General features: G+C 72.1%; 25 protein-coding genes. 17 read left to right on the top strand and 8 right to left on the bottom strand.

What is annotated here, in order from left to right; all coding sequences use genetic code 11:
• The first annotated feature begins 506 nt into the window (after positions 1 to 506).
• The 3 genes from IE290_RS32095 to IE290_RS32085 all read left to right on the top strand — a co-directional run bounded on the left by IE290_RS32095 (position 507) and on the right by IE290_RS32085 (position 2,928).
• Entirely contained in the window at positions 507 to 1,406 is a 900-nt protein-coding gene (locus IE290_RS32095; protein ID WP_191248468.1) for a sugar kinase, read from the top strand.
• Positions 1,407 to 1,580: 174 nt separating this feature from the next.
• On the top strand, positions 1,581 to 2,336 hold the full coding sequence (locus IE290_RS32090; RefSeq protein ID WP_191248467.1) for an IclR family transcriptional regulator: 756 nt from the start codon (positions 1,581 to 1,583) through the stop codon (positions 2,334 to 2,336).
• Positions 2,323 to 2,928, top strand: coding sequence for a bifunctional 4-hydroxy-2-oxoglutarate aldolase/2-dehydro-3-deoxy-phosphogluconate aldolase (locus tag IE290_RS32085; protein WP_191248466.1), 606 nt, complete (start codon positions 2,323 to 2,325; stop codon positions 2,926 to 2,928). The genes IE290_RS32090 and IE290_RS32085 overlap by 14 nt, the downstream gene beginning before the upstream one ends.
• Here the strand turns inward: IE290_RS32085 and IE290_RS32080 are convergent.
• A complete protein-coding gene (locus IE290_RS32080) occupies positions 2,915 to 3,991 on the bottom strand; it encodes a carboxylate-amine ligase (RefSeq protein ID WP_191248465.1) in 1,077 nt (358 codons plus the stop codon). The genes IE290_RS32085 and IE290_RS32080 overlap by 14 nt on opposite strands.
• A 118-nt stretch (positions 3,992 to 4,109) precedes the next feature.
• On the opposite strand from IE290_RS32080, the gene IE290_RS32075 reads away from it, so the two are divergent.
• On the top strand, positions 4,110 to 5,123 hold the full coding sequence (locus IE290_RS32075) for an NAD(P)/FAD-dependent oxidoreductase (RefSeq protein ID WP_191248464.1): 1,014 nt from the start codon (positions 4,110 to 4,112) through the stop codon (positions 5,121 to 5,123).
• Positions 5,113 to 5,733, top strand: coding sequence for an SAM-dependent methyltransferase (locus IE290_RS32070; RefSeq protein WP_191248463.1), 621 nt, complete (start codon positions 5,113 to 5,115; stop codon positions 5,731 to 5,733). Before IE290_RS32075 ends, IE290_RS32070 begins: the two co-directional genes overlap by 11 nt.
• Positions 5,734 to 6,543: 810 nt before the next feature.
• On the opposite strand, the gene IE290_RS32065 is transcribed toward IE290_RS32070, so the two are convergent.
• Positions 6,544 to 7,659, bottom strand: a complete 1,116-nt coding sequence (locus IE290_RS32065; RefSeq protein WP_191248462.1) for a sensor histidine kinase — start codon at positions 7,657 to 7,659, stop codon at positions 6,544 to 6,546.
• Positions 7,659 to 8,315 carry a response regulator transcription factor gene (locus IE290_RS32060; protein ID WP_191248461.1) on the bottom strand — a complete coding sequence of 219 codons (657 nt, stop codon included), beginning with the start codon at positions 8,313 to 8,315 and terminating at the stop codon, positions 7,659 to 7,661. The genes IE290_RS32065 and IE290_RS32060 overlap by 1 nt, the downstream gene beginning before the upstream one ends.
• Before the next feature lie 120 nt (positions 8,316 to 8,435).
• Between IE290_RS32060 and IE290_RS32055 the strand changes: the two genes are divergently transcribed.
• The 4 genes from IE290_RS32055 to IE290_RS32040 are packed head-to-tail and all read left to right on the top strand — an operon-like array spanning position 8,436 to position 11,939.
• A complete protein-coding gene (locus IE290_RS32055; protein ID WP_191248460.1) occupies positions 8,436 to 8,969 on the top strand; it encodes a hypothetical protein in 534 nt (177 codons plus the stop codon).
• Positions 8,966 to 10,045: a peptidoglycan-binding protein gene (locus tag IE290_RS32050; RefSeq protein WP_191248459.1), complete on the top strand. Its 1,080-nt coding sequence runs from the start codon at positions 8,966 to 8,968 to the stop codon at positions 10,043 to 10,045. Before IE290_RS32055 ends, IE290_RS32050 begins: the two co-directional genes overlap by 4 nt.
• Positions 10,042 to 10,719 carry an ABC transporter ATP-binding protein gene (locus tag IE290_RS32045; protein WP_191248458.1) on the top strand — a complete coding sequence of 226 codons (678 nt, stop codon included), beginning with the start codon at positions 10,042 to 10,044 and terminating at the stop codon, positions 10,717 to 10,719. Before IE290_RS32050 ends, IE290_RS32045 begins: the two co-directional genes overlap by 4 nt.
• Complete coding sequence (locus IE290_RS32040; RefSeq protein ID WP_191248457.1) at positions 10,716 to 11,939, top strand: ABC transporter permease; 1,224 nt, start codon at positions 10,716 to 10,718, stop codon at positions 11,937 to 11,939. The genes IE290_RS32045 and IE290_RS32040 overlap by 4 nt, the downstream gene beginning before the upstream one ends.
• On the opposite strand, the gene IE290_RS32035 is transcribed toward IE290_RS32040, so the two are convergent.
• The 3 genes from IE290_RS32035 to acs form a co-directional block, all read right to left on the bottom strand.
• Positions 11,940 to 12,575, bottom strand: a complete 636-nt coding sequence (locus IE290_RS32035; RefSeq protein ID WP_191248456.1) for a class F sortase — start codon at positions 12,573 to 12,575, stop codon at positions 11,940 to 11,942.
• Positions 12,572 to 13,171, bottom strand: a complete 600-nt coding sequence (locus tag IE290_RS32030; RefSeq protein WP_191248455.1) for an excalibur calcium-binding domain-containing protein — start codon at positions 13,169 to 13,171, stop codon at positions 12,572 to 12,574. The genes IE290_RS32035 and IE290_RS32030 overlap by 4 nt, the downstream gene beginning before the upstream one ends.
• Positions 13,172 to 13,328: 157 nt before the next feature.
• Positions 13,329 to 15,137, bottom strand: coding sequence for an acetate--CoA ligase (gene acs, locus IE290_RS32025; RefSeq protein WP_191248454.1), 1,809 nt, complete (start codon positions 15,135 to 15,137; stop codon positions 13,329 to 13,331).
• A gap of 129 nt (positions 15,138 to 15,266) precedes the next feature.
• On the opposite strand from acs, the gene IE290_RS32020 reads away from it, so the two are divergent.
• The 8 genes from IE290_RS32020 to IE290_RS31985 all read left to right on the top strand — a co-directional run bounded on the left by IE290_RS32020 (position 15,267) and on the right by IE290_RS31985 (position 24,059).
• A complete protein-coding gene (locus tag IE290_RS32020) occupies positions 15,267 to 16,472 on the top strand; it encodes a helix-turn-helix domain-containing protein (RefSeq protein ID WP_191248453.1) in 1,206 nt (401 codons plus the stop codon).
• A 78-nt stretch (positions 16,473 to 16,550) separates the two neighbouring features.
• On the top strand, positions 16,551 to 18,068 hold the full coding sequence (adh, locus tag IE290_RS32015) for an aldehyde dehydrogenase (RefSeq protein ID WP_191248452.1): 1,518 nt from the start codon (positions 16,551 to 16,553) through the stop codon (positions 18,066 to 18,068).
• Positions 18,068 to 18,427 carry a DUF779 domain-containing protein gene (locus IE290_RS32010; protein ID WP_191248451.1) on the top strand — a complete coding sequence of 120 codons (360 nt, stop codon included), beginning with the start codon at positions 18,068 to 18,070 and terminating at the stop codon, positions 18,425 to 18,427. The genes adh and IE290_RS32010 overlap by 1 nt, the downstream gene beginning before the upstream one ends.
• Positions 18,428 to 18,642: 215 nt before the next feature.
• The gene (gene mdo / locus IE290_RS32005) at positions 18,643 to 19,935 is read left to right on the top strand and encodes an NDMA-dependent methanol dehydrogenase (protein ID WP_191248450.1); all 1,293 of its coding nucleotides are present in this window, start codon (positions 18,643 to 18,645) and stop codon (positions 19,933 to 19,935) included.
• Positions 19,936 to 19,998: 63 nt separating this feature from the next.
• Positions 19,999 to 21,030 carry an AAA family ATPase gene (locus tag IE290_RS32000; RefSeq protein ID WP_191248449.1) on the top strand — a complete coding sequence of 344 codons (1,032 nt, stop codon included), beginning with the start codon at positions 19,999 to 20,001 and terminating at the stop codon, positions 21,028 to 21,030.
• 9 nt (positions 21,031 to 21,039) lie between these two features.
• The gene (locus tag IE290_RS31995; protein WP_191248448.1) at positions 21,040 to 22,542 is read left to right on the top strand and encodes a VWA domain-containing protein; all 1,503 of its coding nucleotides are present in this window, start codon (positions 21,040 to 21,042) and stop codon (positions 22,540 to 22,542) included.
• Complete coding sequence (mftM, locus tag IE290_RS31990) at positions 22,539 to 23,414, top strand: mycofactocin oligosaccharide methyltransferase MftM (RefSeq protein WP_191248447.1); 876 nt, start codon at positions 22,539 to 22,541, stop codon at positions 23,412 to 23,414. The genes IE290_RS31995 and mftM overlap by 4 nt, the downstream gene beginning before the upstream one ends.
• Before the next feature lie 30 nt (positions 23,415 to 23,444).
• Positions 23,445 to 24,059 (top strand): acetate uptake transporter family protein, encoded by a 615-nt coding sequence (locus tag IE290_RS31985; RefSeq protein WP_191248446.1) that lies wholly within the window; start codon positions 23,445 to 23,447, stop codon positions 24,057 to 24,059.
• Positions 24,060 to 24,112: 53 nt separating this feature from the next.
• On the opposite strand, the gene IE290_RS31980 is transcribed toward IE290_RS31985, so the two are convergent.
• A complete protein-coding gene (locus IE290_RS31980; protein WP_191248542.1) occupies positions 24,113 to 24,760 on the bottom strand; it encodes a MadR family response regulator transcription factor in 648 nt (215 codons plus the stop codon).
• Positions 24,760 to 26,091, bottom strand: coding sequence for a MadS family sensor histidine kinase (locus IE290_RS31975; RefSeq protein WP_308431397.1), 1,332 nt, complete (start codon positions 26,089 to 26,091; stop codon positions 24,760 to 24,762). The genes IE290_RS31980 and IE290_RS31975 overlap by 1 nt, the downstream gene beginning before the upstream one ends.
• Between the last annotated feature and the right edge of the window lie 2 nt (positions 26,092 to 26,093).

The raw sequence follows: 26,093 nt of genomic DNA, 5'->3' as shown, positions 1-26,093 counted from the left end.
CGACCACTGGGCCGGTGGAGTGGCTCGCCCACTGGGCCGCGCGGGCGGCTGGGCAGGCAGGTGGAGGTCGGGATTTGGCCGAGTGGCGGGAGTGGCTTGACCACTGCCTGGCGGGGGTAGCTGGCCGCGGGGTAGCTGGGCGGCGGGCTGGCCGCCTAGATAGCAAGTGGTGCAGTGGCTCAGCCACTGCACCGAACGGGTGGCTCAGCCTGGAGGCGGTGAGTGGCTCAGTGGCTCAGCCACTTGGCCGCGTGGCGGAGTGGCTCGGCCACTGGCTAGCGGGCTAGCTGTGGTCGGCTGGCCTCCTGGCTAAGTGGCTCAGCCACTTAGCCGACCGAGTTCTGATCTGAGACCTGCTGGTCACAGCCGCGGGGTGCCGGTGGCCGCTGATCCGCTGATCCCTGGGTCCGGAACTCGGCGCAGCGAGCCCTCGTCAGAAGCACCTCACTACCGCTGATATATTGCAATAAGAACAACTGCATTGCAACATCTGCAACGGAGGCCGAATGGATGTGCTGACGGTCGGCGAGACCATGGTCATGGTCACGCCCGAGGCGGGCGGTCGTCTGGTCTCCGGAAGCCGCTTCCTGCTGCGGCCGGGCGGGGCGGAGTCGAACGTCGCGGCGTTGTTGGCTCGCCTCGGGCACAAGGCGGCTTGGGCGAGTGCGCTCGGTGCCGACCCGCTCGGTGACCTCGTCCTCGACGACCTCCAGCGCCACGGCGTCGACACCTCCCTGGTCCGCCGCGACGAGCACCGCCCCACCGCGGTCTACTTCAAGGACCCCACCCCGGCCGGCACCCGCGTCTACTACTACCGCGCCGGCTCGGCCGCCTCCGCCATCACGACCGCCGACATCGCCCGCTGGACCGCCCACCCGGCGCGGCTCGTGCACGTCTCCGGCATCACCGCCGCCCTCTCCGGCCAGGCCCGCGAAGCCACCCGCGCCCTCGTCCGCGGTCCCGGCCTCGTCAGCTTCGACGTCAACCACCGCCCCCAGCTCTGGCACGGGGACGCGCCCGAGGTCCTGCGCGATCTGGCCCAGGACAGCGACATCGTCTTCGTCGGCCGGGATGAGGCCGAGGCCCTGTGGGGTACGACCGACGCGGAGAGCGTGCGCGCCCTCCTCGACCGGCCCCGCTACCTGGTGGTCAAGGACGCGGCGGTCGAGGCGGTCAGCTTCACGCCGAGCGGAGTCCACCGTGCACCGTCCACAAAGGTCGATGTGGTGGACGCCGTCGGCGCCGGGGACGCGTTCGCCGCGGGGTGGCTCAGCGGTTTCCTCGACGACCGCGACGAAATCACCCGACTGAAGCTGGGGCACTACGCCGCCGCTCGGGTGCTCGAGGAGCCGTCGGATTTCGCCGAGTTGCCGTCGGCTGCCGAGATCATCGCGGAGTTGGCCTGATGTCCCAGATCGCTCGGGTACTCGAGGAACCGTCGGACTGCGCCGAGTTGCCGCCCGCCGCCCAGATCATCCCGGGGCTGGCCTGATGTCCCAGATCGCCGCACGGGTGCTCGCAGGACCCTCGGACTTCGCCGAGTTGCCGCCCACGTCCGAAATCATCTCGGAGCCGGCCTGATGTCCCAGACCGTCGCCCGCGCGATCGACATCGTCGCGTTCGTCTCCCGCCGCCACCGTACGCTCGGCGAGATCGCCGACCACCTCGGCGTCCACAAGTCGACCGCGTTGCGGATCCTGCAGACCCTCGAGGACGGCGGGTTCGTCCGGCGCGTCCCGGACCACCGCTACGCCATGGGCTTCCAGCTCATCGCCTACGGCCAGCTCGCCCTGGACCAGGTCGAGGCCCGCGCGCTGGCCCGGCCGATCCTGCAGGAGCTGAGCGACCGATCCGGCCACACCGTCCACTTCGCGGAACTCGCTGGCGACCGCGTGGTGTACGTGGACAAGATCGACGGCCGCGGCAGCGTCGCGATGGGCTCGCGCATCGGGTTGCCGGCCATCCTGCACACCGCCGGCGTCGCCAAGGCGATCCTCGCCCACCAGCCGGATCGCGCGCGCTGGCTGTCCATTTGCGACTACGAACGCTTCACGCCGACCACGCTCACCGGCCCCGAGGAACTGTCCGCCGAGCTGGACCGCGTCCGCGAACGCGGCTGGGCCGAGGACGACGGCGAACACGAGGACTTCCTGAACTGCGTGGCACTGCCGGTGTACGACGCGCGCGGCCAGGTGACGCACAGCCTGTCCGTCACCGCGCTCAAGGTCGTCGCCCCGCTGGCCGAGCTGCGTGCCCACCTCGACGAATACCGGACCGCCGCCCACCGGATCTCCCGGGCACTGGGCTGGGGAGGAGACGACCATGGACGCCGCTGACTTCTTCGCCGCGCACCTCGACCGCAACCCCGTGCTGGGCATCTTCCGCGGCCTCGATCCACAAACGACTGTGGACATGTGCACGCGTGCTTGGGAGTTCGGGGTCGAACTGGTGGAGATCCCGGTGCAGACGCCGGACGCGATGCCCTCGCTGCAGGCGGCCGTCGAGGCGGCGGCCGAGCGGGGCAAGAGCGTCGGCGCGGGCACGGTGACCACAGTGGACCAGCTGGCCGCGGTGCGGGAGGCCGGCGCCGAGTTCACCGTGGCGCCCGGACTGCACCCGGACGTGGTCGCCGAGTCGCAGCGGCTCGGCCTGCCGCACCTGCCCGGCGTGGCGACGGCGACCGAGATCGCGAACGCTCTGGCCCTGGGGAACACCTGGCTGAAAGCGTTTCCCGCCCGCCAGCTGGGCGCGGACTGGATCACCGCCCAGCTCGCGCCGTTCCCCTCGGTGCGGTTCGTGGCCACCGGCGGCATCGACGCCGGCAACGCCGCGGACTTCCTCGCCGCCGGGTGCCGGGCCGTCGCGGTCGGCTCGGCCCTGGCGGATCCGGAAGCCTTGGCCGCGCTGAAGCGAGCTATCGCAGGCTGAGCAGGTCCACCACGTCGGTGAGCGACTCGTTGGCGGCGTAGGCGCGCCGCTGGCGCTGGGCGCCGTTGCCGTGCTCGCGCACCCAGGCCAGCGACTCCACCACGAAGCCGATGTCGCCGGTTTCGGTGAGGGCGCCGCGAACCCGTTCGACGAGCTGGCCGACCAGCGCGGGCGTCGGCGTGAGGCGACCGGTCTCGGGGTGCAGCGCGGAGCCGTCCAGGCCGTCCCGGGCCGCGCGCCACAGATTGGCCCGCAGCACCTCGACGGGCACCGGGGGCGGTGCGTAGTCCAGTTCGGACAGTGCGGTGAGGACGAGACCGCGCACCAGCACGGCCAGCGTGGTCGCCTCGCGCGCGGTCGCCGCCACGTCGCTGATGCGGAATTCCAGCGTGGGACGCTTCTCCGACAGCCGGATGTCCCAGTAGATCATGCCCCGGTCCATCATCGCGCCGGATTCGAGCATCGCGGCGACGCGGGACTCGTACTCGCCGAGCGAGCCGAACAGGGGCGGCGGTCCCGCGGACGGCCAGCGTGACCACAACACGTGCCGCCAGCTGCTGTACCGGGTGTCGTGGCCGCTGTCGAACGGGGAATTCGCGGTGAGCGCGAGCAACACCGGCAGCCACGGCCGGACGTGGTTGCTGATCCGCACCCCGGTGCCCCGGTCCGGGATCTTCACGTGCACGTGGCACCCGCAGGTGGTGCCGGTGCGCGCGATCAGGCCGAAGTGCTCGCCCATCCGCCGGTAGCGCGGGGTCGGGGTGAGGCTCGGCGGGTGCTCCTCGGCCAGCAGCGGCGTCCCGGTGGCGATCAGGCGCAGCTGCCGTTTCGCGGCCTCGCCCGCCAGCCGCGAGCGGAAGTGCGTGAGCTGGTCGAGCAGCTCCTCCGCGCCGTGGCACACTTCCGTCGCGAGCTCGACCTGGCAGCGCGCGAGTTCGCGCTGCACGTCGCCGTCGGGCCGCTCGAAAGCCTCGACGATCTCCGGGCCGCGGTCCGACAGGTGCCCCCGCTCGTCGACGAGCAGGAACTCTTCTTCGACGCCGAACGTCGGTATCTGGTCCAAGCCTCGCCCTCTCCACTCGGTGGCCGCTGTTTACCCGCTCCCCGGCTCTTCAAGCCCGGTTTGCCATCCCGGCAAAATTTCTTGTCACCTCGTCCCGGCCGCGCGGATAGTCGCGGACATGAACGAGAAGTACGACGTTGTGGTGGTGGGTGGCGGCGCGGCAGGTCTGGCCGGGGCGCTCGCGCTGGCTCGGGCGCGCCGGTCGGTGCTGGTGGTCGACGCGGGCCACCCGCGCAACGCCCCGGCCGGGCACGTGCACAACTACCTGGGCCGGGAGAGCACCCCGCCGGCCGAACTGGTCGCCATCGGTCGCGACGAGGTGACCGGCTACGGGGGCGAGGTCGTGGCGGGAACGGTGACCGCGGCCGCCCGCACCGAGGACGGGTTCGAGGTGACCCTGGACGACGGCCGGTCGGTCCGCGCGCGCCGCCTGCTCGTGACGACCGGACTGGTCGACGAGCTGCCGGACATCGACGGGGTCGCCGAGCGGTTCGGGCGCGACGTGCTGCACTGCCCGTACTGCCACGGCTGGGAGGCGCGCGACCAGGCGATCGGCGTGATCGGCAGCAACCCGCTCGCGGTGCACGCGGTGCTGTTGTGGCGGCAGCTCAGCGCGGACGTGACGTTGTTCCGGCACCAGGCGCCCGAGCTGACCGACGAGCAGCGCGAAGAGCTGGCCGCCCGCGGGATCCGCGTGGTCGAGGGCGAGGTCGCGGCCGTCGAGGTGACCGACGACCGGCTGACCGGTGTCCGGATGGCCTCCGGGGAGGTGGTGCCGCGGGAGGTGGTCGTGGTCGCGCCCCGGTTCACCGCCCGCGCCGGGCTGCTCACCGCGCTCGGGCTCGAAGTGACCGAACAGGTCGTGCAGGGCCACGTCATCGGCACGTACGTGGCCGCGGACCCGACCGGGGCCACCGCGGTGCCCGGCGTGTGGGTCGCCGGGAACGTCGCGAACGTGACCGCGCAGGTGATCGTGTCGGCGTCCGGCGGGATGACGGCGGGCGCGGCGATCAACGCCGACCTCGTCGCGGAGGACACCCGCCAGGCGGTCGCCGCGCACCGGGCCGGGGTGTTCGCGCGCGAGGGCGAGGTCGGCGAACTCGTGGGAGGTGCGCGGCGCCATGGGATCTGAGGAGTACGGCGAGGAGTTCTGGGAGGAGCGGTACCGCTCGCGCACGACCGTCTGGAGTGGACGGCCGAACCCGCAGCTGGTCGCCGAGGCCGGGGAGCTCCCGCCGGGCGCGGCGCTGGACATCGGGGCCGGCGAGGGAGCCGACAGCTGCTGGCTCGCCGGGCGCGGCTGGCGGGTGACGGCGCTGGACCTGTCCGAGACCGCGCTGCGCCGCGGGGCGGAGCACGCCGAGCGGGCCGGGGTCGGGGAGCGGATCGAGTGGGTGCGGGCCGACGTGCGGACCTGGGACCCGGGTGACCGGCGCTTCGACCTGATCTCGGCGCAGTTCCTGCACCTGCGGAACACGGAGCTGCGTGAGCTGGTCGGGCGGCTCACCGGGTGGGTCACCCCGGGCGGCACGCTGCTGCTGGTGCACCACGACGCGCGCGACCTGGAGACCACGATGGGGCGGCCGAACCTGCCCGAGCGGTTCAGCAGCGCGGAGGAGGTGGCGAGCTGGCTGCCCGCCGGGTGGACGGTGGAGGTCGCCGAGGCGCGGCCCCGGGAGGCCACCGACCCGGACGGCAACGCGGTGACGATCCACGACGCGGTGGTGCGGGCGCGGCGGTAGGGCTCGCGGGGCCGGGGCCGCGCGGCCAGGGGAGGGGCTGGGGGTCGCGGTGGTGCCGCCGTGGCCGGGCAACTTGCCCGGGGGTTTTCGGGGCTGGGGTTCGTGCGGGGCAGGGGGCCCGGCGGGTTCATCGGGACCGGTTGGTTGCCCGCTTGGTCCATCCCCCTCGCGGGGGTACCCCCGCGGCCGGGCAGGACGGCCCGGCGGTTCGTGATCGGCCCCCGGGCCGGGGTCGCGCGGCCAGCGGGAGGGCCAGGGCTGCTCAGCCAGGGGCGAGGCCGGGAGTCGCGGGGGTGCCGCCGCGGCCGGGCAGGACGGCCGGCGGTTCGTAATCGGCCCGTGGGCCGGGCCCGCGCGGCCAGCGGGAGGGGACGGGGCTGCTCAGCGACGGGGCGAGGCCGGGAGTCGTGGGGGTGCCGCGGTGGCCGGGCAGGGCGGCCCGGCGGTTCGGAATCGCCCCCCGGGGCGGGGGCGGGGCTGCTCAGCCAGAGGGCGAGGCCGGGAGCCGCTGGGGTGCCACCGCTGCCGGGCAGCACGGCCGGCGGTTCGAAACCAGCCCTGGGGCGGGGGCGGGGCCGCTCAGCGACGGGGCGAGCCCGCGAGCCGCGGGGGTACCGCCGTGGCCGGGTAACTCGGCAGCTTGCCCGGCGGTTCGGGATCGGCCCCGCGGCGGGGGTGGCCCGCCACGGAAGCCGCGGCGGACGCGTCTCCGGCAGGCCCGCGGCCGCGCCGCCGAGCCCGGGCGGCGCACCGGACGGCGCTCGGTGGCGGCTGCACTTCCGGCCAGGAGAGGGGCAACGGTTCCGCTGGTCACGCCTCCGGCAGATCCACCGTGACCCGCAGCCCGCCCGCCGGTCCCGGCTCCGCTCGTACCGAGCCGTCGTGCGCGGTGGCTATCGAGCGGACTATCGACAGCCCCAGGCCGGCGCCGTTCGCGTGGGACGTGCGGTCCCCGGTCAGGCGGCGGAACGGCTCGAACAGCCCGGGCAGCGCCTCGGCGGGCACCGGCGGACCCGTGTTCTCCACGACGAGCGCGCCGTCCACCTCCGTGCGTACCGAACCACCCGGCTCGTTGTAGAGGATGGCGTTGTGCACCAGGTTCGTGACCAACCGCTCCAGCAGAACCTGTTCGCCCAGCACGGTTTTCGGCCGCAGTGACCGGTGCAGCGTCACCCCGCGCGAGTCGGCCAGGCCGCTCATCGAGTCCAGCACGTGCTCGGCGACCTCGTCCAGCCGCACCGGCGCGCTGCCGGCCAGCCCCTGATCACTGCGCGCGAGCACCAGCAGGCCCTCGATGATCCGCTCACTGCGCTCGTTGGTCACCAGCAGGTGCCTGCCCAGCCGTCGCAGATCCGGGCTCGCATCCTCTTCGGCCATCGCGACGTCCACCAGCGTGCGCTGCACCGCCAGCGGCGTGCGAAGCTCGTGCGAGGCGTTCGCGACGAACCGGCGCTGGCTGTCGAACGACGCGGCGAGCCGGTCGAGCATGCTGTCGAAGGTGTCGGCCAGTTCCTTCAGCTCGCCGGGCGGGCCGTCCAGGTTGATCCGCCGGTCCAGGTTGCCCGCCTCGAGCCGCCGCGCGGTCGCCGTGATCGCGTGCACCGGCTGCAACACCCGGCCGGCCATCAGCCACCCGAGCAGCACGGCCAGCGCCCCGGTCAGCAGCAACGCGAAACCGGACACCACGATCAACGTGCGCACCGCGGAATCCCGGTAGTCCGAAATGGACTGGGTCAGGTCCGGGCCCTTCACGTGCAGCGGCGCCGACCCCGCAGGCGGGGTGTTCTCACTGCTGGCGAACGCGGACGCCTCCGGCAGGTACCGCGCCACCAGCACGTAGTTGACCAGCAGCAGGATCGCCCCGGCGAGCAGGAACAGCGCGCCGAACATGAGCGAGAAGCGGGTGCGCAGCGACAGGTTCCGCATCAGCCGATCCGGTAACCGGCGCCGGGCACCGTCTCGATCACCGGCGGGTCGCCGAGCTTGCGCCGCAGCGTGCCGATCGCGACGCGGACGGCGTTGGTGAACGGGTCTGCGTGTTCGTCCCATGCCTTCTCCAGCAGGTCCTCGACGCTGACCACGGCGCCCTCCGCCCGCATCAGCACTTCCAGTACCGCGAACTCCTTGCGGGACAACGACAGGTGCCGCCCGTCCCGCGACGCCTGGTGCCGGGGCAGGTCCAGCACCACACCCGCCCGCGACAGGACCGGCGGCAACGCGGGCCGCGCCCGCCGGGCGAGCGCCCGCAGCCGCGCGACGAGCTCGCCGAACGCGAACGGCTTGGTCAGGTAGTCGTCGGCGCCGGTGTCCAGCCCGCTGATCCGGTCGTCGATCCCGGCGGCCGCTGTGAGCATCAGCACCCGCGCCTCGCCACCGCCGTCCAGCAGCGCCCGGCACACCGCGTCGCCCGGCGTGCCCGGCAGGTCGCGGTCCAGCACCACCACGTCGTAGCCGTGCACGCCCACGCGTTCCATCGCCGCGTCGCCGTCGTAACAGACGTCGACGGCCATCGACAACCGCCGCAGCCCGTCGGCGATCGTGTCCGCCAGCAGCCGCTCGTCCTCCACGACGAGTACTCGCATCCCGTCCCCTTCCCACGGCCAGTCTGCCCGCGTCGGGGTAAGCGGGGGATAAGCGAATTCGCTTAACGCCGCCAGCGCGCCCGTTCGCTAGACCTGTGGCTCCGACGAAGGAGGAAAACGATGCGAGTTCGACTGGTGCTGGCGGCCGCCGGCCTGCTGGCGGTGCTGACCGCGTGCGGTTCGGACGGAGGCGGCAGCGGGGTGGCGTCCCTGTCGTCGCCGGCTTCGACGACGAAGTCCGCCCCGGCCGCGGGAACCGAAGAGGACCAGGCCCGGGCCTTCGCCAAGTGCATGCGGGAACACGGCGTCGACATGCCGGACCCGAAGACCGACGGCGGCGGCATCAACGTCACCGTCCCGGAGGGCGTCGACCGGCAGAAGGCCGAGGAGGCCACCGAGGCGTGCAAGGGCCTGCTGCCCAACGCGGGCGCGCCGAAGGCGATCAGTCCCGAGGACCTGGACAGGCAGCGCCAGCTGGCCAAGTGCCTGCGGGAACACGGCGTGAACGTGCCGGACCCGACGGCCGACGACCCCGGCATCAAGATCCAGGGCAGTGGGCCGGACGACCCCAGGTATGTCGCGGCGATGGAGGCGTGCCAGCAGTACGCGGGGAAGGGCGGGGAGACGCAGAACAACGAGGAGGGCGGGCGGTGAGCACCGGGCCGCAGCAGGTGCGCCGCCGACGCCGCCTGCGCTGGATCGGCGCGGGCGCGGTGGCCGTGGCGTTGCTCGGGGCCGGCACCGCGGTGATCGTCGCCCGGGTGGGGGCGAGCCCGGCCACGGCGATGCCGGAGGGGCCCGCCGCACCGGCGACCGCCGAGGTCGTGCGCACCGACCTGGCCGAACAGGACACCGAGGACGGCACGCTCGGCTACGGCGTCGAGCGGTCACTGACCGGCAAGCTGCCGGGCACGATCACCGGTCTGCCCGCGGCGAACGACGTCATCGAACGTGGGGAGAGCGTGTACGCAGTGGACGCGAAGCCGGTTCCCCTGTTGTACGGGAGCATCCCGTTCTACCGGGAACTGGCGGCGGGTATGACGAAGGGCCCGGACGTGCAGGTGCTGGAGGAGAACCTGCGCGCGCTCGGCTACACCGGGTTCGGCACGCCGGACACGAGCTTCACCGACGCGACCGCGACGGCGCTGAAGCGGTGGCAGAAGGCGCTGGGGCTGGAGCAGACCGGACGGCTGTCGCCGGACGCGGTCGTGGTGCGGCCCGGCGCGGTGCGCGTCGCGTCGGTGACCGCGCAGATCGGCGACCCGGCCGGCGGCGAGATCGCGAAGCTGACCGGGACCCAGCGGGTGGTGACCGTGCAGCTCGTGATCAGCAGGCGCGGCATCGCCAAGCAGGGCGACAAGGTGGAACTGAACATCACCGGAGGTGGCGCGACGCGGGGCACCGTCAGCTCGGTGGGCAGCACCGCGACGCCCGGCGAGGAGGGCGAGGAGGCGACCGTCGACGTCGTCGTGACGCTCGACGACCCCGCCGCGGCCGGGCAACTCGACTCCGCGCCGGTGGACGTCACGTTCACCACCGGCAGCCGCCCGTCGGTGCTGGCGGTGCCGGTGGGCGCGCTGCTCGCGCTCGCCGAGGGCGGGCTGGCGGTGGAGGTCGTGGAAGGCGACGGCACGCGCCTGGTCGGCGTCCAAACCGGACTGTTCGCGCGCGGGCTGGTCGAGGTGCGCGGGGATCTGCGCGAGGGTCAGCGGGTGGTGACGACGTCGTGACGGTGCTCGAACTGGCCGATGTCGGCAAGACCTACCCCGGCGGGGTGCGGGCTCTGCGGGGCGTGTCGCTGCGGGTGCGCGACGGCGAGATGCTCGCGATCGTCGGGCCGTCCGGTTCCGGGAAGTCCACGTTGCTGCAGCTGATGGGCACGCTCGACCGGCCGAGCTCCGGCACGGTCTCGGTGCGCGGCCACGACGTGGCGGCCCTGCCGGACCGGCAGCTGTCGGCCCTGCGGGCGGCGTGGATCGGGTTCGTGTTCCAGCGGTTCTTCCTCACCGAGGGGCTGACCGCGCTGGACAACGTGGCGAGCGGGCTCGCCTACGCGGGCGTGCCGCGGCGCCGGCGGGCCGGACTGGCGAGGGACGCGCTGGAGCGGGTCGGGCTGGCGCACCGGGCGGCGCACCTGCCGGGCGAGCTGTCCGGCGGCGAGCAGCAGCGGGTCGCGATCGCCCGCGCCGTGGTGACCCGGCCGCCGATCCTCCTCGCCGACGAGCCGACCGGGAACCTCGACACCACCACGGGCGACGGGATCCTCGCGCTGCTGGGCGATCTGAACGCCGCCGGCACGACCATCGTGGTCATCACGCACTCGGCCGAGATCGCCGCGGGAATGCCCCGGCGCGTGGAGGTTCGTGATGGCGAGTTGCGATCGGACAGCGGGGTGGCGGCATGACTGCGCGCACCCTCGTCCCGGCGCCGACGCCGGAGCCGTTGCCCAGGCCGACGCGGCTCGGGCCGCGGGACGTGCTCGGCCACGGCATGCACGGCATGCGCACCAGGCCGTTGCGGGCCGCGCTGTCGGCGCTCGGCATCGCGATCGGGATCGCCGCGATCGTGGCCGTGGTCAGCATCCCGGCATCCGGTTCCCGCGCGCTGCAGGACCAGCTCGCCGCGCTCGGCACCAACCTCCTGCACGCCGAGCCCGGCCAGCGGATGCTCGGCGACGGCGTCGCCGAACTGCCCGCCGCCTCGGTCGCCCTCGTGCGCCGCATCGGCCCGGTCACCGCGGCGGCCGCGACCGGGCGCACGTCCGCGACCGTCCGCCGGACCGGCTGGATCGACGCCGAGGAGACCTCGGGGTTGAGCGTGCTCGCCGCCACCCCGGACCTCCTGCCGGTCCTCGGTGGGCACCTGCACGCCGGGTCTTTCCTGGACGCGGCGAACTCGCGGTTCCCCGCCGTCGTGCTCGGGTCGGTCGCCGCGACCCGGCTCGGCGTGCTGGAACCCGGTCGCCAGGTGTGGATCGACGGCCAGTGGTTCACCGTCGCCGGAATCCTCGACGCGATGCCGCTCGCACCGGAGATCGAACGCGCGGTGCTCGTCGGCTGGGACGTGGCGCAGGCGCGCCTCGGGTTCACCGGTCATCCGACGACGGTGCACGTGCGGGCGGAAGAGTCCGAAGTGGAGAACGTCCGGTCGGTTCTCGGCGCCACGCTGAGCCCGCAGCGGCCCGGCGAGGTGCAGGTGACCCGGCCGTCGGAGGCGCTGGCGGCGAAGCGGCTGTCCGAGTCGTCGTTCAGCGCGTTGTTCCTGGCGCTGGGCGGGGTCGCGCTGCTGGTCGGCGGGGTCGGCGTGGCGAACACGATGGTGATCTCGGTGCTGGAACGGCGACGCGAGATCGGGCTGCGGCGGGCGCTGGGCGCGACGCGTCGGCAGGTGCGGGGCCAGTTCCTCGCCGAATCGGTCCTGTTGTCCCTGCTCGGCGGGGTGGTGGGGGTGCTGGCCGGGGTCGCGGTGACCGCCGGGTACGCGCTCACCCAGGACTGGCCCGCGGTGCTGCCGCCGCTCGCGCTGTTCGGCGGCGCCGGGGTGGCGGCCCTCGTCGGAGCGATCGCCGGCGCGTACCCGGCGATGCGCGCCGCCCGGCTCACGCCGACGGAGGCGTTGGCGTGATCAGCCTCGGTAGGACTGCGACAAGCGCGCGTAGGCGACCACGTTGTCGGCGTAGTTGCGGGTCGACCGGTCGAAGTCGCCGCCGCAGGTGATCATCCGCAGCTCCGGGCCCGCGGTGTCGCCGTAGACCTCGTCGGTCGGGAAACGCGACTTCGGGTACCGCTCGACGCGGTAGACCGTGAACACGGCGGTGGTGCCATCCGCCCGGCGCACGATCGCCTGGTCGCCCGGCTTGGTGTCCTTGAGCCGGTGGAACGCGCCGGGCACGTGGTTGTAGTCGACGTGCGCGGCGAGCACCGCGGGCCCGGTCTCGCCCGGGGACGGGCTTCCGGTGAACCAGCCGGTGGTGACCGCGTCGCCGGGGACCTCGAGTTCACCGTCGTCGGTCAGGCCGAGGTCGATGATCGGGCCGGTGCTGACCCCGATCGACGGCACATCGAGCCGGACCGGCCGGGACCGCGGCAGGGGCCCGTCGACCGGGGTGGTCACCGGGGCGGCGCTGGAGGTCTGCGCCGGCACCGACGACGCCGGGGGCGCTGCCGGCGCGGGCTGCGGCTCGGCCGGGGAGCCGCAGGCGGTGAGGGTGGCGCCGATGGCCGCGAACGCGAGCCATCGACGCCATCGCACGGTGCTCATCGTCCGGCGCGCCGCCGGAGGAGCAGCATGGTGCCGGCGCCACCGCCGACGAGCACGAGCGCACCCACCGCGACGGCCGGGCCCGCGTCGGTGCCCTCGTCACCGCCACCGGTGTCCACGCCACCGACCGGCTTGACCTTCACCTGCGAGCCGCCGCCGGTGGTGTTCTTCTCACCGAACTTGGTCTCGCACGCGATGCCGTCGTGGTCGGCGTCCAGGCGGTGCGGGTCGCTGCGGTCCGCGTCGAGGACGGCCTGGGCCTGCGCCTGGGTGGCGAAGTCGGCGCAGTCCAGGTCAGCCGGGGTGGTCTTGGTGCTGGTGGCGACCGGCGGCGCCTGGGTGGCGGTGCTCGCGGGCGTGGACGGCTGCCCGGCCGGCTTGTGCGGCAGGTCTTCGCAGGCGATCCCGTCGTTGTCCCGGTCCAGATCGTGGGGATCCGAGCGGTCCTGGTCGAGAATGGCCTGCGCGTCCTCCTGGTATTCGAAGTCGGAGCAGTTGTAGTCCTGTTGCTCGACCGCGAAAACCGCGGGCGCTGGGCCCAGCAGTGCGATACCCGCCACGGCGGCCGTGCCGAGGACGCGACTGATCATGCGCATTGGGGACGTCCTTTTCCGGGAAAACGATCTAGGGGAGATTCAGCCGCTTTGTCGTTCCGGAATGCACGAACGTTACCGGCGCAATTCCGGAAATTGTTTTCCCGATTACGCCGGTATTTGGCCGTTGTTCACTGTACAAGTCGTGGTTGGCGGCCGATCACGTGGCCGACTTCTGACCCGCGATCTGCGCCATCACACCGGAATCCGCCAGCGTGGTGACGTCGCCGATCTCCCGGTTCTCCGCCACGTCCCGCAGCAGGCGGCGCATGATCTTGCCGGAGCGGGTCTTCGGCAGCTCGGGCACCACCATGATCTGCCGGGGCTTGGCGATCGGCCCGATCTCCCGCGCCACGTGGTCCCGCAGCTCCTGGACGGACACCTCGGCGGCGTCGCGCGGGATCACGAACGCCACGATGCCCTGGCCGGTCGTCGGGTCGGCCGCGCCCACCACCGCGGCCTCGGCGACCGCCGGGTGGGACACCAGCGCCGACTCGACCTCGGCCGTGGAGATGCGGTGCCCGGAGACGTTCATGACGTCGTCCACCCGGCCCAGCAGCCAGATGTCCCCGTCGGCGTCGTACCGCGCGCCGTCACCCGCGAAGTACGCGCCGGTGAAACGGGACCAGTACGTTTCCCGGAACCGCGCGTCGTCGCCCCACACGCCGCGCAGCATCGACGGCCACGGCTGGTCCAGCACCAGGTATCCGCTCTCGCCCGGCGCCACCTCCTTGCCCGCGTCGTCCACCACCATCGCGGAGATCCCGGGCACCGGCGTCTGCGCGGAGCCCGGCTTGAACTCCGGCGATCCGGGCGGCGGGGCGATCATGATGGCCCCGGTTTCGGTCTGCCACCAGGTGTCCACGATCGGCGCCGTGCCCGCCCCGATGTGCTCGCGGTACCACCGCCACGCCTCGGGGTTGATCGGCTCGCCCACCGATCCCAGCACCCGCAACGAAGACAGGTCGTAGCGCGCCGGGATGTCCTCGCCCCACTTCATGAACGTCCGGATCAACGTGGGCGCGGTGTAGTAGATGGACACCCCGTACTTCTGCACGATTTCCCAGTGCCTGCCTTCGTGCGGCGTGTTCGGTGTGCCCTCGTAGACCACCTGGGTGGCGCGGTTCGCCAGCGGCCCGTACACGATGTAGGAGTGCCCGGTGATCCAGCCGATGTCCGCGGTGCACCAGTAGACGTCCTCGCCCGGCCGGTGGTCGAACACCACCTGGTGCGTGTACGCCACCTGCGTCAGGTAGCCGCCCGTGGTGTGCAGGATCCCCTTCGGCTTCCCGGTCGTGCCGCTGGTGTAGAGGATGAACAGCGGGTGCTCGGAATCGAACGCCTCCGCGAAGTGCTCGGTGGACTGGCCGTCCACCAGCTCGTGCCACCACACATCGCGTTCGCCCATCGGAACGTCCTCGCCGGTGCGGCGCACGACGACGACCTTCTCCACCGCCGATCCGGCCAGGGCCTCGTCGACGTTCGCCTTCATCGGCACGGCCTGGCCCCGCCGGAACTGCCCGTCCGCGGTGATCACGACCTTGGCCTCGGCGTCTTCGACACGCGACCGCAATGCCGACGGCGAGAACCCGCCGAACACCACCGAGTGGGGAGCACCCAGCCGCGCGCACGCGAGCATCGCCACGATCGCCTCGGGGATCATCGGCAGCTGGATCGCTACCCGGTCCCCGGCCCGCACCCCGAGCGAGGCCAGCGCGTTGGCGGCCCGGCACACCTCGTCCCGCAGCTGGGCGTACGTGATGTCCCGCGAGTCACCCGGCTCGCCCACCCAGTGGATCGCCACCTGGTCCCCGAAACCGGCCTCGACGTGCCGGTCCACGCAGTTGTGGGCGGCGTTCAGCCGGCCGCCGGTGAACCACTTCGCGTACGGGGCGCCGGACCAGTCCAGAACCTCCGACCACCGCACGTCCCAGTGCAACCGTTCCGCCTGCTCAGCCCAGAAGTCCATGCCGCAGAGCCTGACCGGCGAACGTTGGCGGGAGGTTGGAACCCTCCGGGCGGGTAGGTGCGCCCGCGCGGTTCGTCAGGCATCATGGAGCACCATTGCGCCGGGCATGAGGACGATGAGGTCGCGGAAATGGCAGAGCGTAGTGCGCTCCACCAGCGCCGGGCGGCCCTGGAACGGGAATGGGCCCGCTGGGTGCCGGCACAGGCGCGTCCGGAAACCCTGGAACTGCGCAGCGAGGTCGCCGAGTCCTGGGCGCGCTCGCTGTCCATCGTGGATCCCGCGCGGGACAGCGCCCCCGCCGCCGGGGACGAGGTGCGCTCCCGCTGGCGCGAATCGCCGCTGCGCGCCCCGGTCACCGAACTGGCCGACGAGCTGCGCAGCATCGCCGACGACGCCGGGTTCGTCGGCGCCGTCACCGACGAGTCCGGCACGATCCTATGGACGTGTGGCGGGCGCGTCATGCGGCGGCGGGCGGAGCGGGTGAATTTCGCGCCCGGCGGCCGCTGGGACGAACCGGACATGGGCACCAACGCCTTGTCGCTGGCGCTGCGCACCGGCCGTCCGAGCAGCGTCTTCTCCGCCGAGCACCTGGTCGCGGCCCTGCACGGCTGGGTCTGCTACTGCGCCCCGATCCGCGATCCGCGCGGCCGTCACCTGGGCGTTCTCGACCTGTCGACCACCTGGGACCGGTCGCACCCGCTGGCGATGTCGACGGTCCGCACGCTGGTCACCGCCATCGAGTCGCGCCTGCAGGCCACCCCGCCCGCGGCGCCGGGCATCCGGCTGTCCTGCCTCGGCTCCGGGAGCGCCACGTTCGACGGCACCCCGCTGAGGTTGTCGCCGCGGCAGCTGGAGGTGCTCACGCTGCTCGCGCTCGAACCCGGCGGGTTCTCGCCGGACGGGCTGCGCGAAGCGCTGTACGGGGACCTGCCGGTCACCAGCACGACCCTGCGCGCCGAGGCCTCCCACCTGCGGCGGATGCTGGGCGGCGCGCTCGCCAACCGCCGCTACGCCCTCACCACACCGATCGACTGCGATGCCCTCGACGTGCTGAACGCGCTCAAGGCCGGGGACACCGCGACGGCGGTGCGCCGCTACAGCGGGCCGCTGCTGCCCGCGTCCGAGGCGCCCGGCATCACCCGGTGGCGCGACCACCTGGAGGTCGCCGTGCGGGAGGCGGTGCTGGCCTCGCGTGAGCCGGACCTGGCGTTGACCTACGGCGAGCGGCACCCGTTCGACCTGCAGGTTCACGAGCACGCGCACCGCCTGCTCGCGCCCGGCGACGGGCGGCGCGGCATCGCGGCGGCCCGGCTGCACGAGGCCCTGCGCGACTGAGCGCCAACGTTTCGCCAACCCGGGTTCGGCACGGTGGCACCCATCACACCGATGTGATCGAGTGAATGGAGTGCATCCATGGCCTACGCCAAGCCCGGTGCCGACGGCAGTGTCGTCAGCTTCGCCGCGCGGTACGACAACTTCATCGGCGGTGACTGGGTCGCACCGGCCGAGGGACGCTACTTCGAGAACCCGTCGCCGGTCGACGGCAAGGTGTTCTGCGAGGTGGCGCGCTCGTCCGCGGCCGACATCGACCTCGCCCTCGACGCCGCCCACGTCGCCGCCGAGAAGTGGGGCGCCACCTCCACCACCGAGCGCGCCAACATCCTGAACAAGATCGCCGACCGCATCGAGGACCACCTCGAGGAGCTCGCGGTGGCCGAGACCTGGGAGAACGGCAAGCCGGTCCGCGAGAGCCTGGCCGCCGACCTGCCGCTGGCCGTCGACCACTTCCGCTACTTCGCCGGCGCGATCCGCGGCCAGGAAGGCAGCATCGCCGAGATCGACGCCGACACGGTCGCCTACCACTTCCACGAGCCGCTGGGCGTGGTCGGCCAGATCATCCCGTGGAACTTCCCGATCCTGATGGCCGCGTGGAAGCTCGCGCCCGCCCTGGCCGCCGGCAACTGCGTGGTGCTCAAGCCGGCCGAGCAGACCCCGGCGTCGATCCTCAAGGTGATCGAGCTGATCGCCGACCTGCTCCCGCCGGGCGTGCTCAACGTCGTCAACGGCTTCGGCGTCGAGGCAGGCAAGCCGCTTGCGTCCAGCTCCCGGATCGCCAAGATCGCGTTCACCGGTGAGACCACCACCGGCCGGCTGATCATGCAGTACGCCAGCGAGAACATCATCCCGGTCACCCTGGAGCTGGGCGGCAAGAGCCCGAACATCTTCCTGCCGGACGTGGCCGACGCCGACGACGACTACCTGGACAAGGCCGTCGAGGGCTTCGTGATGTTCGCGCTCAACCAGGGCGAGGTGTGCACCTGCCCGTCGCGGGCGCTGGTGCACTCCGCGATCTACGACGAGTTCATCAGCCGGTGCGTCGAGCGCACCAAGGCGATCACCGGTGGCAGCCCGCTCGACCCGTCGACGATGATCGGCGCGCAGGCGAGCAACGACCAGTACGAGAAGATCCTGTCCTACATCGACATCGGCAAGAAGGAGGGCGCCGAGGTCCTCACCGGCGGCGGCGCCCGTGAGGTGGCCGAGCACCCGGGCGGCTACTACATCGAGCCGACGATCTTCCGCGGCACCAACGACATGCGGATCTTCCAGGAGGAGATCTTCGGCCCGGTGGTGTCGGTGACGACGTTCGACTCGGTCGACGAGGCGCTGAAGATCGCCAACGACACCCTGTACGGCCTGGGCGCCGGCGTGTGGACGCGGGACGGCAACACCGCCTACCGCCTGGGCCGCGGCATCAAGGCCGGTCGCGTGTGGACGAACTGCTACCACGCCTACCCGGCGCACGCGGCGTTCGGCGGCTACAAGAAGTCCGGCATCGGCCGCGAGAACCACAAGATGATGCTGGACCACTACCAGCAGACCAAGAACCTGCTCGTCAGCTACTCGGCCAAGAAGCTCGGCTTCTTCTGATGGCGCAACGGGTCGCGATGACCGGGGCCGCGCTGGCCCTGCTGCGCCGGCTGATCGAGCAGCACGGACCGGTGATGTTCCACCAGTCCGGCGGATGCTGTGATGGCAGCGCCCCGATGTGCTACCCGGACGGCGAGTTCCGGGTGGGCGAGTCGGACGTGCTGCTCGGCCACGTCGGCGACGGCACGCCGTTCTGGATGAGCGCCGACCAGTACGCCTACTGGCGGCACACGCACCTGACGGTGGACGTCGTGGCCGGCCGGGGCAGCGGGTTCTCGCTGGAGGCGCCCGAAGGCGTGCGCTTCCTGATCCGGTCCCGCCTGCTCACCGACGAAGAACTGGCCCTGCTGGACAACTGAAGAACCGCGAAAAAGGCCCGGACCCCGCGTCCGGGCCTTTTTCGCGTCCAGGGGCACCTGACCGATCGGGCAGGTACGGCCCCCGCCGGTCGTGCGGAGTCGCGCTCCCGGGCGAGGAGTATTGCGCCACAAGCGTTTCCGCGCTGCTCCGGGCGGGCTAGCTTCGGTGTGCGCGTCACCACAGTCGCTCGTCGCGCAGGAAGGAAAAGTGCGTCATGCAGGTCGACGAATTGCTGAAGCCGTTCCCCATCAAGGAGTTCCACCCGTTCCCGCGGGCGTTGCTCGGCCCCGGGGCCCACGAGATGATCGGCCCGGAGGCGCTGAAGCTGGGCTTCAAGAAGACCCTGGTGATGACGAGCGGGCTGCGCGGGTCCGACATCGTCCACAAGATCACCGAGTCGATGAAGTACCACGGGCTCGAGGTCGTGCTCTACGACAAGGTCGAGTCCAACCCCAAGGACTACAACGTCATGGACGCGGTCAAGCTGTACCAGGAGAACAAGTGTGACAGCTTCGTCTCCATCGGCGGCGGGTCCTCGCACGACGCCTGCAAGGGCGCGCGCATCTCGGTCGCCCACGACGGCCGCAACGTCAACGACTTCGAGGGCTTCAACAAGTCCGAGAACCCCCGTAACCCGCCGCACATCGCGGTGTCCACCACGGCCGGCACCGGCTCGGAGACGTCCTGGGCCTACGTCATCACCGACACCACCACCGACCCGGACAACCCGCACAAGTACGTGGCGTTCGACGACGCCTCGGTCGCGACGCTCGCGATCGACGACCCGGTGCTGTACTACAGCTGCCCGATCGACTACACCGCTCAGTGCGGTTTCGACGTGCTGGCCCACGCTTCCGAGCCGTACGTGTCGCGGCTGAACTTCGAGCCGTCGCTGGGCAACGCGTTGCGGGCCATCAAGCTCACCGCGGAGAACCTGCGCCAGGCCACCTGGAACCCGAGCGAGCTGTCCGGCCGCGAGGGCATGATGTACGCGCAGTACATCGCCGCGCAGGCGTTCAACTCCGGCGGCCTCGGGATCATCCACTCGATCTCGCACGCCGTCAGCGCGTTCTACGACACCCACCACGGCCTCAACAACGCGATCGCCCTGCCGCGCGTGTGGGCGTTCAACATGCCGGTGGCGTACAAGCGGTTCGCCGACATCGCCGAGGTGATGGGTGTGGACACCCACGGCATGACCGACGTGCAGGCCGCGGACGCGGCGCTGGCGGCCGCGATCCGGCTGCTGCGCGACGTGGGCATCCCGGAGAAGTTCACCGACGTCACGCAGGACAGCTACTCGAAGAACCGGCTCGGCCAGGGCCCGACGAAGTTCTACGAGCAGGCGAGCGTCATCAAGGGCGACGACGAGGACGTGGACCGCATCACCAACCACGTCCTCGGCGACGCCTGCACGCCCGGCAACGCCAAGGAATGCACCTTCGAAACGGTGCGCCCCGTCGTCGATCACTGCATGAACGGCGACCTGGACGACCTGCTCAGCTGAATCAACGGCCGGGGGCGGTTCGGACGGGGCCGCCCCCGGCACCCCTACCGAGGAGGGTTTGGCGTGACCGCATTCGACTCCGTCGAGGAAGCCGGCAAGGCACTGGCCGCACAGGGCTACCTCACCGACGACCGGCTCGCGACGATGGTGTTCCTGATGACCCGGCTGGAGAAGCCGGTGCTGCTGGAGGGCCCGGCCGGGGTCGGCAAGACGGAACTGGCGAAGTCGCTCGCCGCGGCCACCGGGCGCCGGCTGCTTCGCCTGCAGTGCTACGAAGGGCAGGACGAGGCCAGCGCGCTGTACGAGTGGGACTACGGCAAGCAGCTGCTCTACACCCAGATCCTCCGCGAGAAGATCGGCCAGCTCGTGGCCGACGCGCCGGACCTGCACGACGCGGTCGACCGCATCGGCGCGCAGGAGAGCGTGTTCTTCTCCGAGCGCTTCCTCGCCGCACGCCCGCTGCTGGAAGCGGTCCGCTCCGAGGAACCGGTGGTGCTGCTGATCGACGAGATCGACCGCGCCGACGAAGCACTGGAGGCGGTGCTGCTGGAGATGCTGGGGGAGTACCAGATCTCGGTGCCGGAGATCGGCACGTTCACCGCCCGCAACCGGCCGTACGTCATCCTCACCTCGAACAACACCCGCGACCTCGCGGCCGCGCTGAAACGCCGGTGCCTGCACCTCTTCCTCGACTACCCATCGGCTGAGCGCGAACTGGACATCGTGCGCAGCAAGGACACCGGCCTGCCGGAGGCGCTGGCCCGCCAGCTCGTGGAGATCGTGCGCGGCCTGCGCGAGCTGGAGCTGCGCAAGTCGCCCAGCATCTCGGAGACCATCGACTGGGCGCGCACACTCGCCGTGCTGGGGGTCGACGAACTGACCGCGCCGGTGCTGTCGGACACCGTGTCGGTGGTCGTCAAGTACGACAAGGACGTGCGCAAGGCACTGGCGGCGCTGCCCCGGCTGGTCGACCCGAACGCCGAGGTCCCGGAAACCCTGCACGGACACGGTCATGGGCACGCGCACACCCACACCCACGAGGCGCCGAAGGTCAGCGCCGACCGCGGCAGCCGGTCGTTCGGCCGCCGGTCCTAGGGACACGCGATGGAGGCCAGTCTGCACCGGTTCGTGCGGCTGCTGCGGCTGCGCGACGTCCGGATCTCGGTGCCCGAGACGATCGACGCCCTGCGCTGCGCGGCCGAGCCCGGCATCCTCGCCGACCGGGCCGTGCTCAAGGAGGCCCTGCGGCTCGCGCTGGTCAAGGACCACCGCGACGACCCGGCGTTCGACGAGATCTTCGACGCCTTCTTCGCCCTGGTCCGGGTCGGGCCGGCCGAGCACGGCCACGGTCACGGGCACAGCCACGACGACCTGTCCGACACCGGCGAGCTGGAGAGCTTCACCCTGTCCGAGGAGCCGAGCGAGACGCCGCAGCAGGGGCACGAGCACGGCAAACCCAGCGACATCCGGGATTACTTCGATTCCGAGGACCTGGCCCAGCAGTACAACCTGCACCAGGAGGCCAACAAGATCGACCTCGCCTCGATGACCGACGAGATCGTGTTCTCGAAGGACAACACGGTCACCGGCGACGCCGGGTACCGGGTGCAGCTGGACACCGACCGCCTGCACGGCGCGGGTGTACCCGGCCGGCTGTCCCAGGAGACCGGTACCAAGGTCGACGCCGAGCTGAGCATCGCCGAGCAGGACGCGTTGCTGGGCTGGCTCGAGCAGGCCGCGGACGGCGACGAGGACGACGCCGCGCAGTTGCGCCGCCGTCTCGCCGGGGTGCTGGAGAACCTCCCAGAAGCCTTGAAACGGCACCTGGAGGCGTTGCTGGAGCTGGAGAACGCCGTCGTCGAGACCCGGGAGAAGCACGCGGCCCAGGTGGAGCAGGCCGGGGAGAGCGAGCGGGCCGAGCTGGAGGAGTCGCTGCGGCGGCTGGCGTCGTCGCTGCGTGGCGCGCTGACGCACCGCAGGCGCATCGCCAGTGCGGGCCGCGTCGATCCGGGCCGGACCATGCGGCGCAACATGCGCTTCGACGGCATCCCGTTCAGCCCGGTCACCGTCCGGCGCGCGGAGGACCGGCCGCGGCTGGTGGTGCTCGCCGACGTCAGCCTGTCGGTGCGCGCGACCGCGCGGTTCACCCTGCACCTGGTGCACGGCCTGCAGAACCTGTTCGCGCAGGTCCGGTCCTTCGCGTTCGTCGACGGCATCGCCGAGACCACCGAACTGTTCGCCGAGCACCCGGTCGAGCGCGCGCTCGGCCTGATCTTCGGTGGTGACGTGCTCGACGTGGACGCGAACTCGAACTACGGCGCCGCGTTCGGCGAGTTCCTGGCCGAACACTCGTCGGCCGTCACCCGCCGGACCACCGTGCTGGTGCTGGGCGACGGGCGGGGCAACGGCAACGACCCCAATCTGACGGCGTTCGCCGAGATCGCCCGTCGCTCCCGCGAAACGATCTGGCTCACCCCCGAGCCGCGCTACTCGTGGGGCCTCGGCGGCTGCGATCTGCCGGCCTACGCGGAACACTGCGGCAAGGTCCGCGTGGTCCGCGATCTGTCCGGTTTGGACCGCGTGGCGCTGGACCTGGTGGCCCGATGACCGCCGCGCTGGACCCGCTCGCGCCGTTCCCGGTCGCGGAGTACCTCGACGACCTGGTGCGCGTGGTGCGGGCCGAGGACGACGGGCGGCCGGCGGTCGTCCGCACCGAGCACTTCCGCCTGCACCGCGCCGGGCGGCGCATCGAGGTGAGCCACTGCCTGCGGCCGGACCAGCTGCACAACGGCCTCACCGGGCTGCTGATCGACGAGCTGTTCACGCCCGGCTGGCTGTGCGGGCAGGACGTCTTCGAGCGCGTGTTCTGCGGGGTCGTCCGCAGCACGGTGCCCGAACCGGCCCGGGCCTGGGAAACCTTCTACGCCAACACCCTGGAGCACCTGCGCGATCCGCGCACCGCGCCCGGACTGATCGCGGGGATCGCGCCGGTGTACGCGCGGGTGCTGCGGCTCGTGCCGCCCGGCAGCGTGCTGGACCTGGGTTCGTGCTTCGGGTTCCTCCCGCTGATGCTGGCGCAGCGCCCGCGCACCACGGTGATCGCCTCCGACATCGTCGCCGGTTCGATGCGCGTGCTGGCGACGGTCGCCGCCGCCTGGGACACACCGCTGCGCACGATGGTGTGCGACGCGGCGCGGGTGCCGCTGCCGGACGCGTGCGTGGACACGGTGACCGTGGTGCACCTGCTGGAGCACCTCGACCCGGGCACCGGTGCCGCGGTTCTGGCCGAGGCCCAGCGCCTGGCCCGCTCGCGGGTGATCGTCGCGGTCCCCTTCGAGGACGTCCCCAACGCCGACTACGGCCACGTACGCAGCTTCGACCTGGCGACGCTGACCGAGCTCGGTGTGGGAAGCGGATGGCGCCACCGCGTGTCCGGTTTCCACGGCGGCTGGCTGATCCTGGACCGCCGCCCCGCCTGACCGCTCGTCCCGCTCAACGAGGAGCACACCATGACCACTGCCGTTGCCCCCGAAGCCCCCGTCCGCACCGAGATCACCGGCGATCCAGCCCTGATCGGGGTGCCCACCTTCATCGTCGGCGCGATCGCGCTCGGCCTGGTGCTGACCGGGTACGTCCCGGCCGGCGCGGTCGGCGCGTCGATCGCGATCATCCTGCCCGCCACCGGCCTGGGCCAGCTCGTCGCCGCGCTCTGGGCGGCGTCCCTGGGCCAGAACGCGGTCGCCGCCGTGTTCGGAGTGTTCACCGGCTTCTGGCTCAGCTACGCCGCGCTGGTGCTGGGCCTGATCCACGGCTGGTTCGGCATCGCCGCCGACGCCGCCGTCGCCACGCAGGGCCTGTTCCTGATCGCCTGGCTCGTCACGGTGGTGCTGCTGACGCTGGGCACCCTGCGCCTGCCCGCCGCGTTCACGTTGCTGTTCGCGCTGATCGACGTCGCGCTCGCCCTGGTGCTCTACGGCACGGTGAGCGGCTCCACGGCCGCGACCACCGCCGGCGGGTACGTCGTCTTCGCGTTCACCGCGGTCGGCGTCTACCTGTTCGCCGGTGCGCTGTCGGCCGCGACCGGTGGCCGTGGCCTGCCGCTGGGCCGTCCGGTCCTGCGCTGAGTCCGGTCCTGCGCTGAGTCCTGGCCGCCGGGCGGGTCCGCTCGCCCGGCGGCTCAGATCAGGCCGCGCTTGCTCGCCTCGTACACCACTTCCGCACGGCTCGAGGCGTCGATCTTGCGCATGATGTTGCGGACGTGGAACTTCACCGTCGTCTCCGAGATGAACAGCCGCGATCCGATCTCCCGGTTGCTCAGCCCGCGCGCCAGCAGCTCCAGCACGCCCTGCTCGCGGCTGGTCAGCACCGGCTCCTCCGGCGCGGTGCGGATCGAGCGCACCATCGCCGAGGCCGACCGCGAGTCGAACGCGCTCTCGTTGCGCGCCACCGCCCGGATCGAGGACACCAGCCCGGTCGTGTCCACGTCCTTGATCACGTACCCGCGCGCGCCGCGGTGGATCGCCTCCACCACCAGGGCGTCGTCGAGGAACGTGGTCAGCACCAGCACCCCCAGCTCCGGGTACCGCGAGGTCAGCTCCGAGCAGATGTCCAGGCCCTCGGTGTTGGACCCGGTCGACAGCTTGAGGTCGAGCAGCACGATGTCCGGCCGCGTCCGCTCCACCACCGCTCGCGCCTCGGCCGCGGTGGCCGCCTCGCCGATGACCGTGATGTCGTCCTCGCGCTCCAGGATGGACCGCAGCCCCTGCCGGACGATGGCGTGGTCGTCCACCAGCACGATCTTCAACGTCCGCTCACCCGTGATCATCACGCCGCCTCCCGCGGCAGCGGTATCTCCAGCAGCAACAGGATCCCCCCGATCCGGGAGCGCCGGATCGACAGCGTCCCACCCAGTTCCTCGGTCCGGGCCCGCATGTTCGCCAGACCCCGGTGCGCACCGGCCAGGTCCGTCGCCGACGACAGCCGCAGCATCCGCCGCAGCTGAGCCGGATCACCGTCGCCGTCGTCGGCGATGGACAGCCGGATGCGGTCGGCGCGGTAGTCCAGCCGGATCCGCGCCCGGGCCGCGTTCGTGTGCATCACGGTGTTGAACAGCGCCTCGCCGGTGATTCGCAGCAGCGAGTGCTCGGCCTCGCCGGGCAGCGGAACCGGCTCACCGTGCACCGACACGCTCACCGTGAGGTCGGTCGGCAGGTGCACTGTGGACAGTCGTTCGAGCAGCACCGGCAGCGACCCCGACGGCTCGGACTCGGAGTGGTGCAGCGCGTAGATCGCCGCGCGCAGCCGTTCCACCGCGTGCCGGGTCAGGTCCTTGGCGCCGGTGAGCTTCTCCCGCAGCGCCCCGAGGTCCGCGCCCGGTTCGGTCAGCTCGGCGCGGCAGATCTCGATCATCATCCCGGCCGACAGGACGTCCTGCGTGACGCTGTCGTGCAGCTCGCGCGCGATCCGGTGCCGCTCGTCGTCGAGCGCCTGCCGCTGCATCACCTCGATCAGCCGGCGCTGCGTCTCCTGCAGTTCGGCGTTGCGCGCGGCCAGGTCCCGCGCCTGCTGCTCGGCCGCCTCGGACAGCGCCTCGGTCCGCCCGCGCAACTGCATCGTGGCGTGCACCAGGTAGGAGTTGTGCAGCGCGACCGCGGCCTGGTTCGCCAGCACCCGCAGCACCGCGAGGTCGGTCGCCGCGATGTCCATGCCCGGCGCCGGCCGCGCGGCGATACCGCCGACGGGCTCGCAGTCCAGCGTCATCGGCACCCGCACACCGGTGTCGGCGGGCTCGCCGGCCTCCCACGGCCTGGTGCGCAGGACCCGCAGGTGCGCGAGCGCGTCCGCTGGGAACAGCCGCTCGTCCTCGACCAGCGTGCCACCGGTCAGCAGCAGGAACCGGGGCCGCGCCGCCCGCAGCGCGCCGTCGGCGACCGCGAACAGCAGCCAGTCCGCCTGCACGTGTTCCGCCGCGGCCCGCACCACCGCCTCGACCAGCGCGCGCGGGCCCTCACCGGTGCGCACGAGCGCCCGGGAGATGCGGTCGAGGGCGCCGACCGCGCGTTCCAGCCGCTCCGCCGTGCGCACGTACTCGGGGTAGAAGGACCGCTTGCCCGACCGCACACCGGTCAGCGCGCCGAGGTAGTTCTCCGTCGTCATGG

This window comes from Amycolatopsis deserti (genome assembly GCF_014653945.1).
Lineage (GTDB): Bacteria > Actinomycetota > Actinomycetes > Mycobacteriales > Pseudonocardiaceae > Amycolatopsis_E > Amycolatopsis_E deserti.
This window is presented reverse-complemented; position numbering and strand designations above follow the sequence as displayed.

Bases quoted from the DNA above. Each gene is read 5' to 3' on its own strand.
- IE290_RS32095 (WP_191248468.1), top strand. From the start codon at position 507: ATGGATGTGCTGACGGTCGGCGAGACCATGGTCATGGTCACGCCCGAG.
- IE290_RS32030 (WP_191248455.1), bottom strand. From the start codon at position 13,171: ATGCGCATGATCAGTCGCGTCCTCGGCACGGCCGCCGTGGCGGGTATC.
- IE290_RS31980 (WP_191248542.1), bottom strand. From the start codon at position 24,760: ATGATCACGGGTGAGCGGACGTTGAAGATCGTGCTGGTGGACGACCAC.
- IE290_RS32055 (WP_191248460.1), top strand. From the start codon at position 8,436: ATGCGAGTTCGACTGGTGCTGGCGGCCGCCGGCCTGCTGGCGGTGCTG.
- IE290_RS31995 (WP_191248448.1), top strand. From the start codon at position 21,040: ATGGAGGCCAGTCTGCACCGGTTCGTGCGGCTGCTGCGGCTGCGCGAC.
- IE290_RS32060 (WP_191248461.1), bottom strand. From the start codon at position 8,315: ATGCGAGTACTCGTCGTGGAGGACGAGCGGCTGCTGGCGGACACGATC.
- mdo (WP_191248450.1), top strand. From the start codon at position 18,643: ATGCAGGTCGACGAATTGCTGAAGCCGTTCCCCATCAAGGAGTTCCAC.
- IE290_RS32040 (WP_191248457.1), top strand. From the start codon at position 10,716: ATGACTGCGCGCACCCTCGTCCCGGCGCCGACGCCGGAGCCGTTGCCC.
- IE290_RS32010 (WP_191248451.1), top strand. From the start codon at position 18,068: ATGGCGCAACGGGTCGCGATGACCGGGGCCGCGCTGGCCCTGCTGCGC.
- adh (WP_191248452.1), top strand. From the start codon at position 16,551: ATGGCCTACGCCAAGCCCGGTGCCGACGGCAGTGTCGTCAGCTTCGCC.
- IE290_RS32035 (WP_191248456.1), bottom strand. From the start codon at position 12,575: ATGAGCACCGTGCGATGGCGTCGATGGCTCGCGTTCGCGGCCATCGGC.
- mftM (WP_191248447.1), top strand. From the start codon at position 22,539: ATGACCGCCGCGCTGGACCCGCTCGCGCCGTTCCCGGTCGCGGAGTAC.
- IE290_RS31975 (WP_308431397.1), bottom strand. From the start codon at position 26,091: ATGACGACGGAGAACTACCTCGGCGCGCTGACCGGTGTGCGGTCGGGC.
- IE290_RS32020 (WP_191248453.1), top strand. From the start codon at position 15,267: ATGGCAGAGCGTAGTGCGCTCCACCAGCGCCGGGCGGCCCTGGAACGG.
- acs (WP_191248454.1), bottom strand. From the start codon at position 15,137: ATGGACTTCTGGGCTGAGCAGGCGGAACGGTTGCACTGGGACGTGCGG.
- IE290_RS32065 (WP_191248462.1), bottom strand. From the start codon at position 7,659: ATGCGGAACCTGTCGCTGCGCACCCGCTTCTCGCTCATGTTCGGCGCG.
- IE290_RS32090 (WP_191248467.1), top strand. From the start codon at position 1,581: ATGTCCCAGACCGTCGCCCGCGCGATCGACATCGTCGCGTTCGTCTCC.
- IE290_RS31985 (WP_191248446.1), top strand. From the start codon at position 23,445: ATGACCACTGCCGTTGCCCCCGAAGCCCCCGTCCGCACCGAGATCACC.
- IE290_RS32070 (WP_191248463.1), top strand. From the start codon at position 5,113: ATGGGATCTGAGGAGTACGGCGAGGAGTTCTGGGAGGAGCGGTACCGC.
- IE290_RS32075 (WP_191248464.1), top strand. From the start codon at position 4,110: ATGAACGAGAAGTACGACGTTGTGGTGGTGGGTGGCGGCGCGGCAGGT.
- IE290_RS32085 (WP_191248466.1), top strand. From the start codon at position 2,323: ATGGACGCCGCTGACTTCTTCGCCGCGCACCTCGACCGCAACCCCGTG.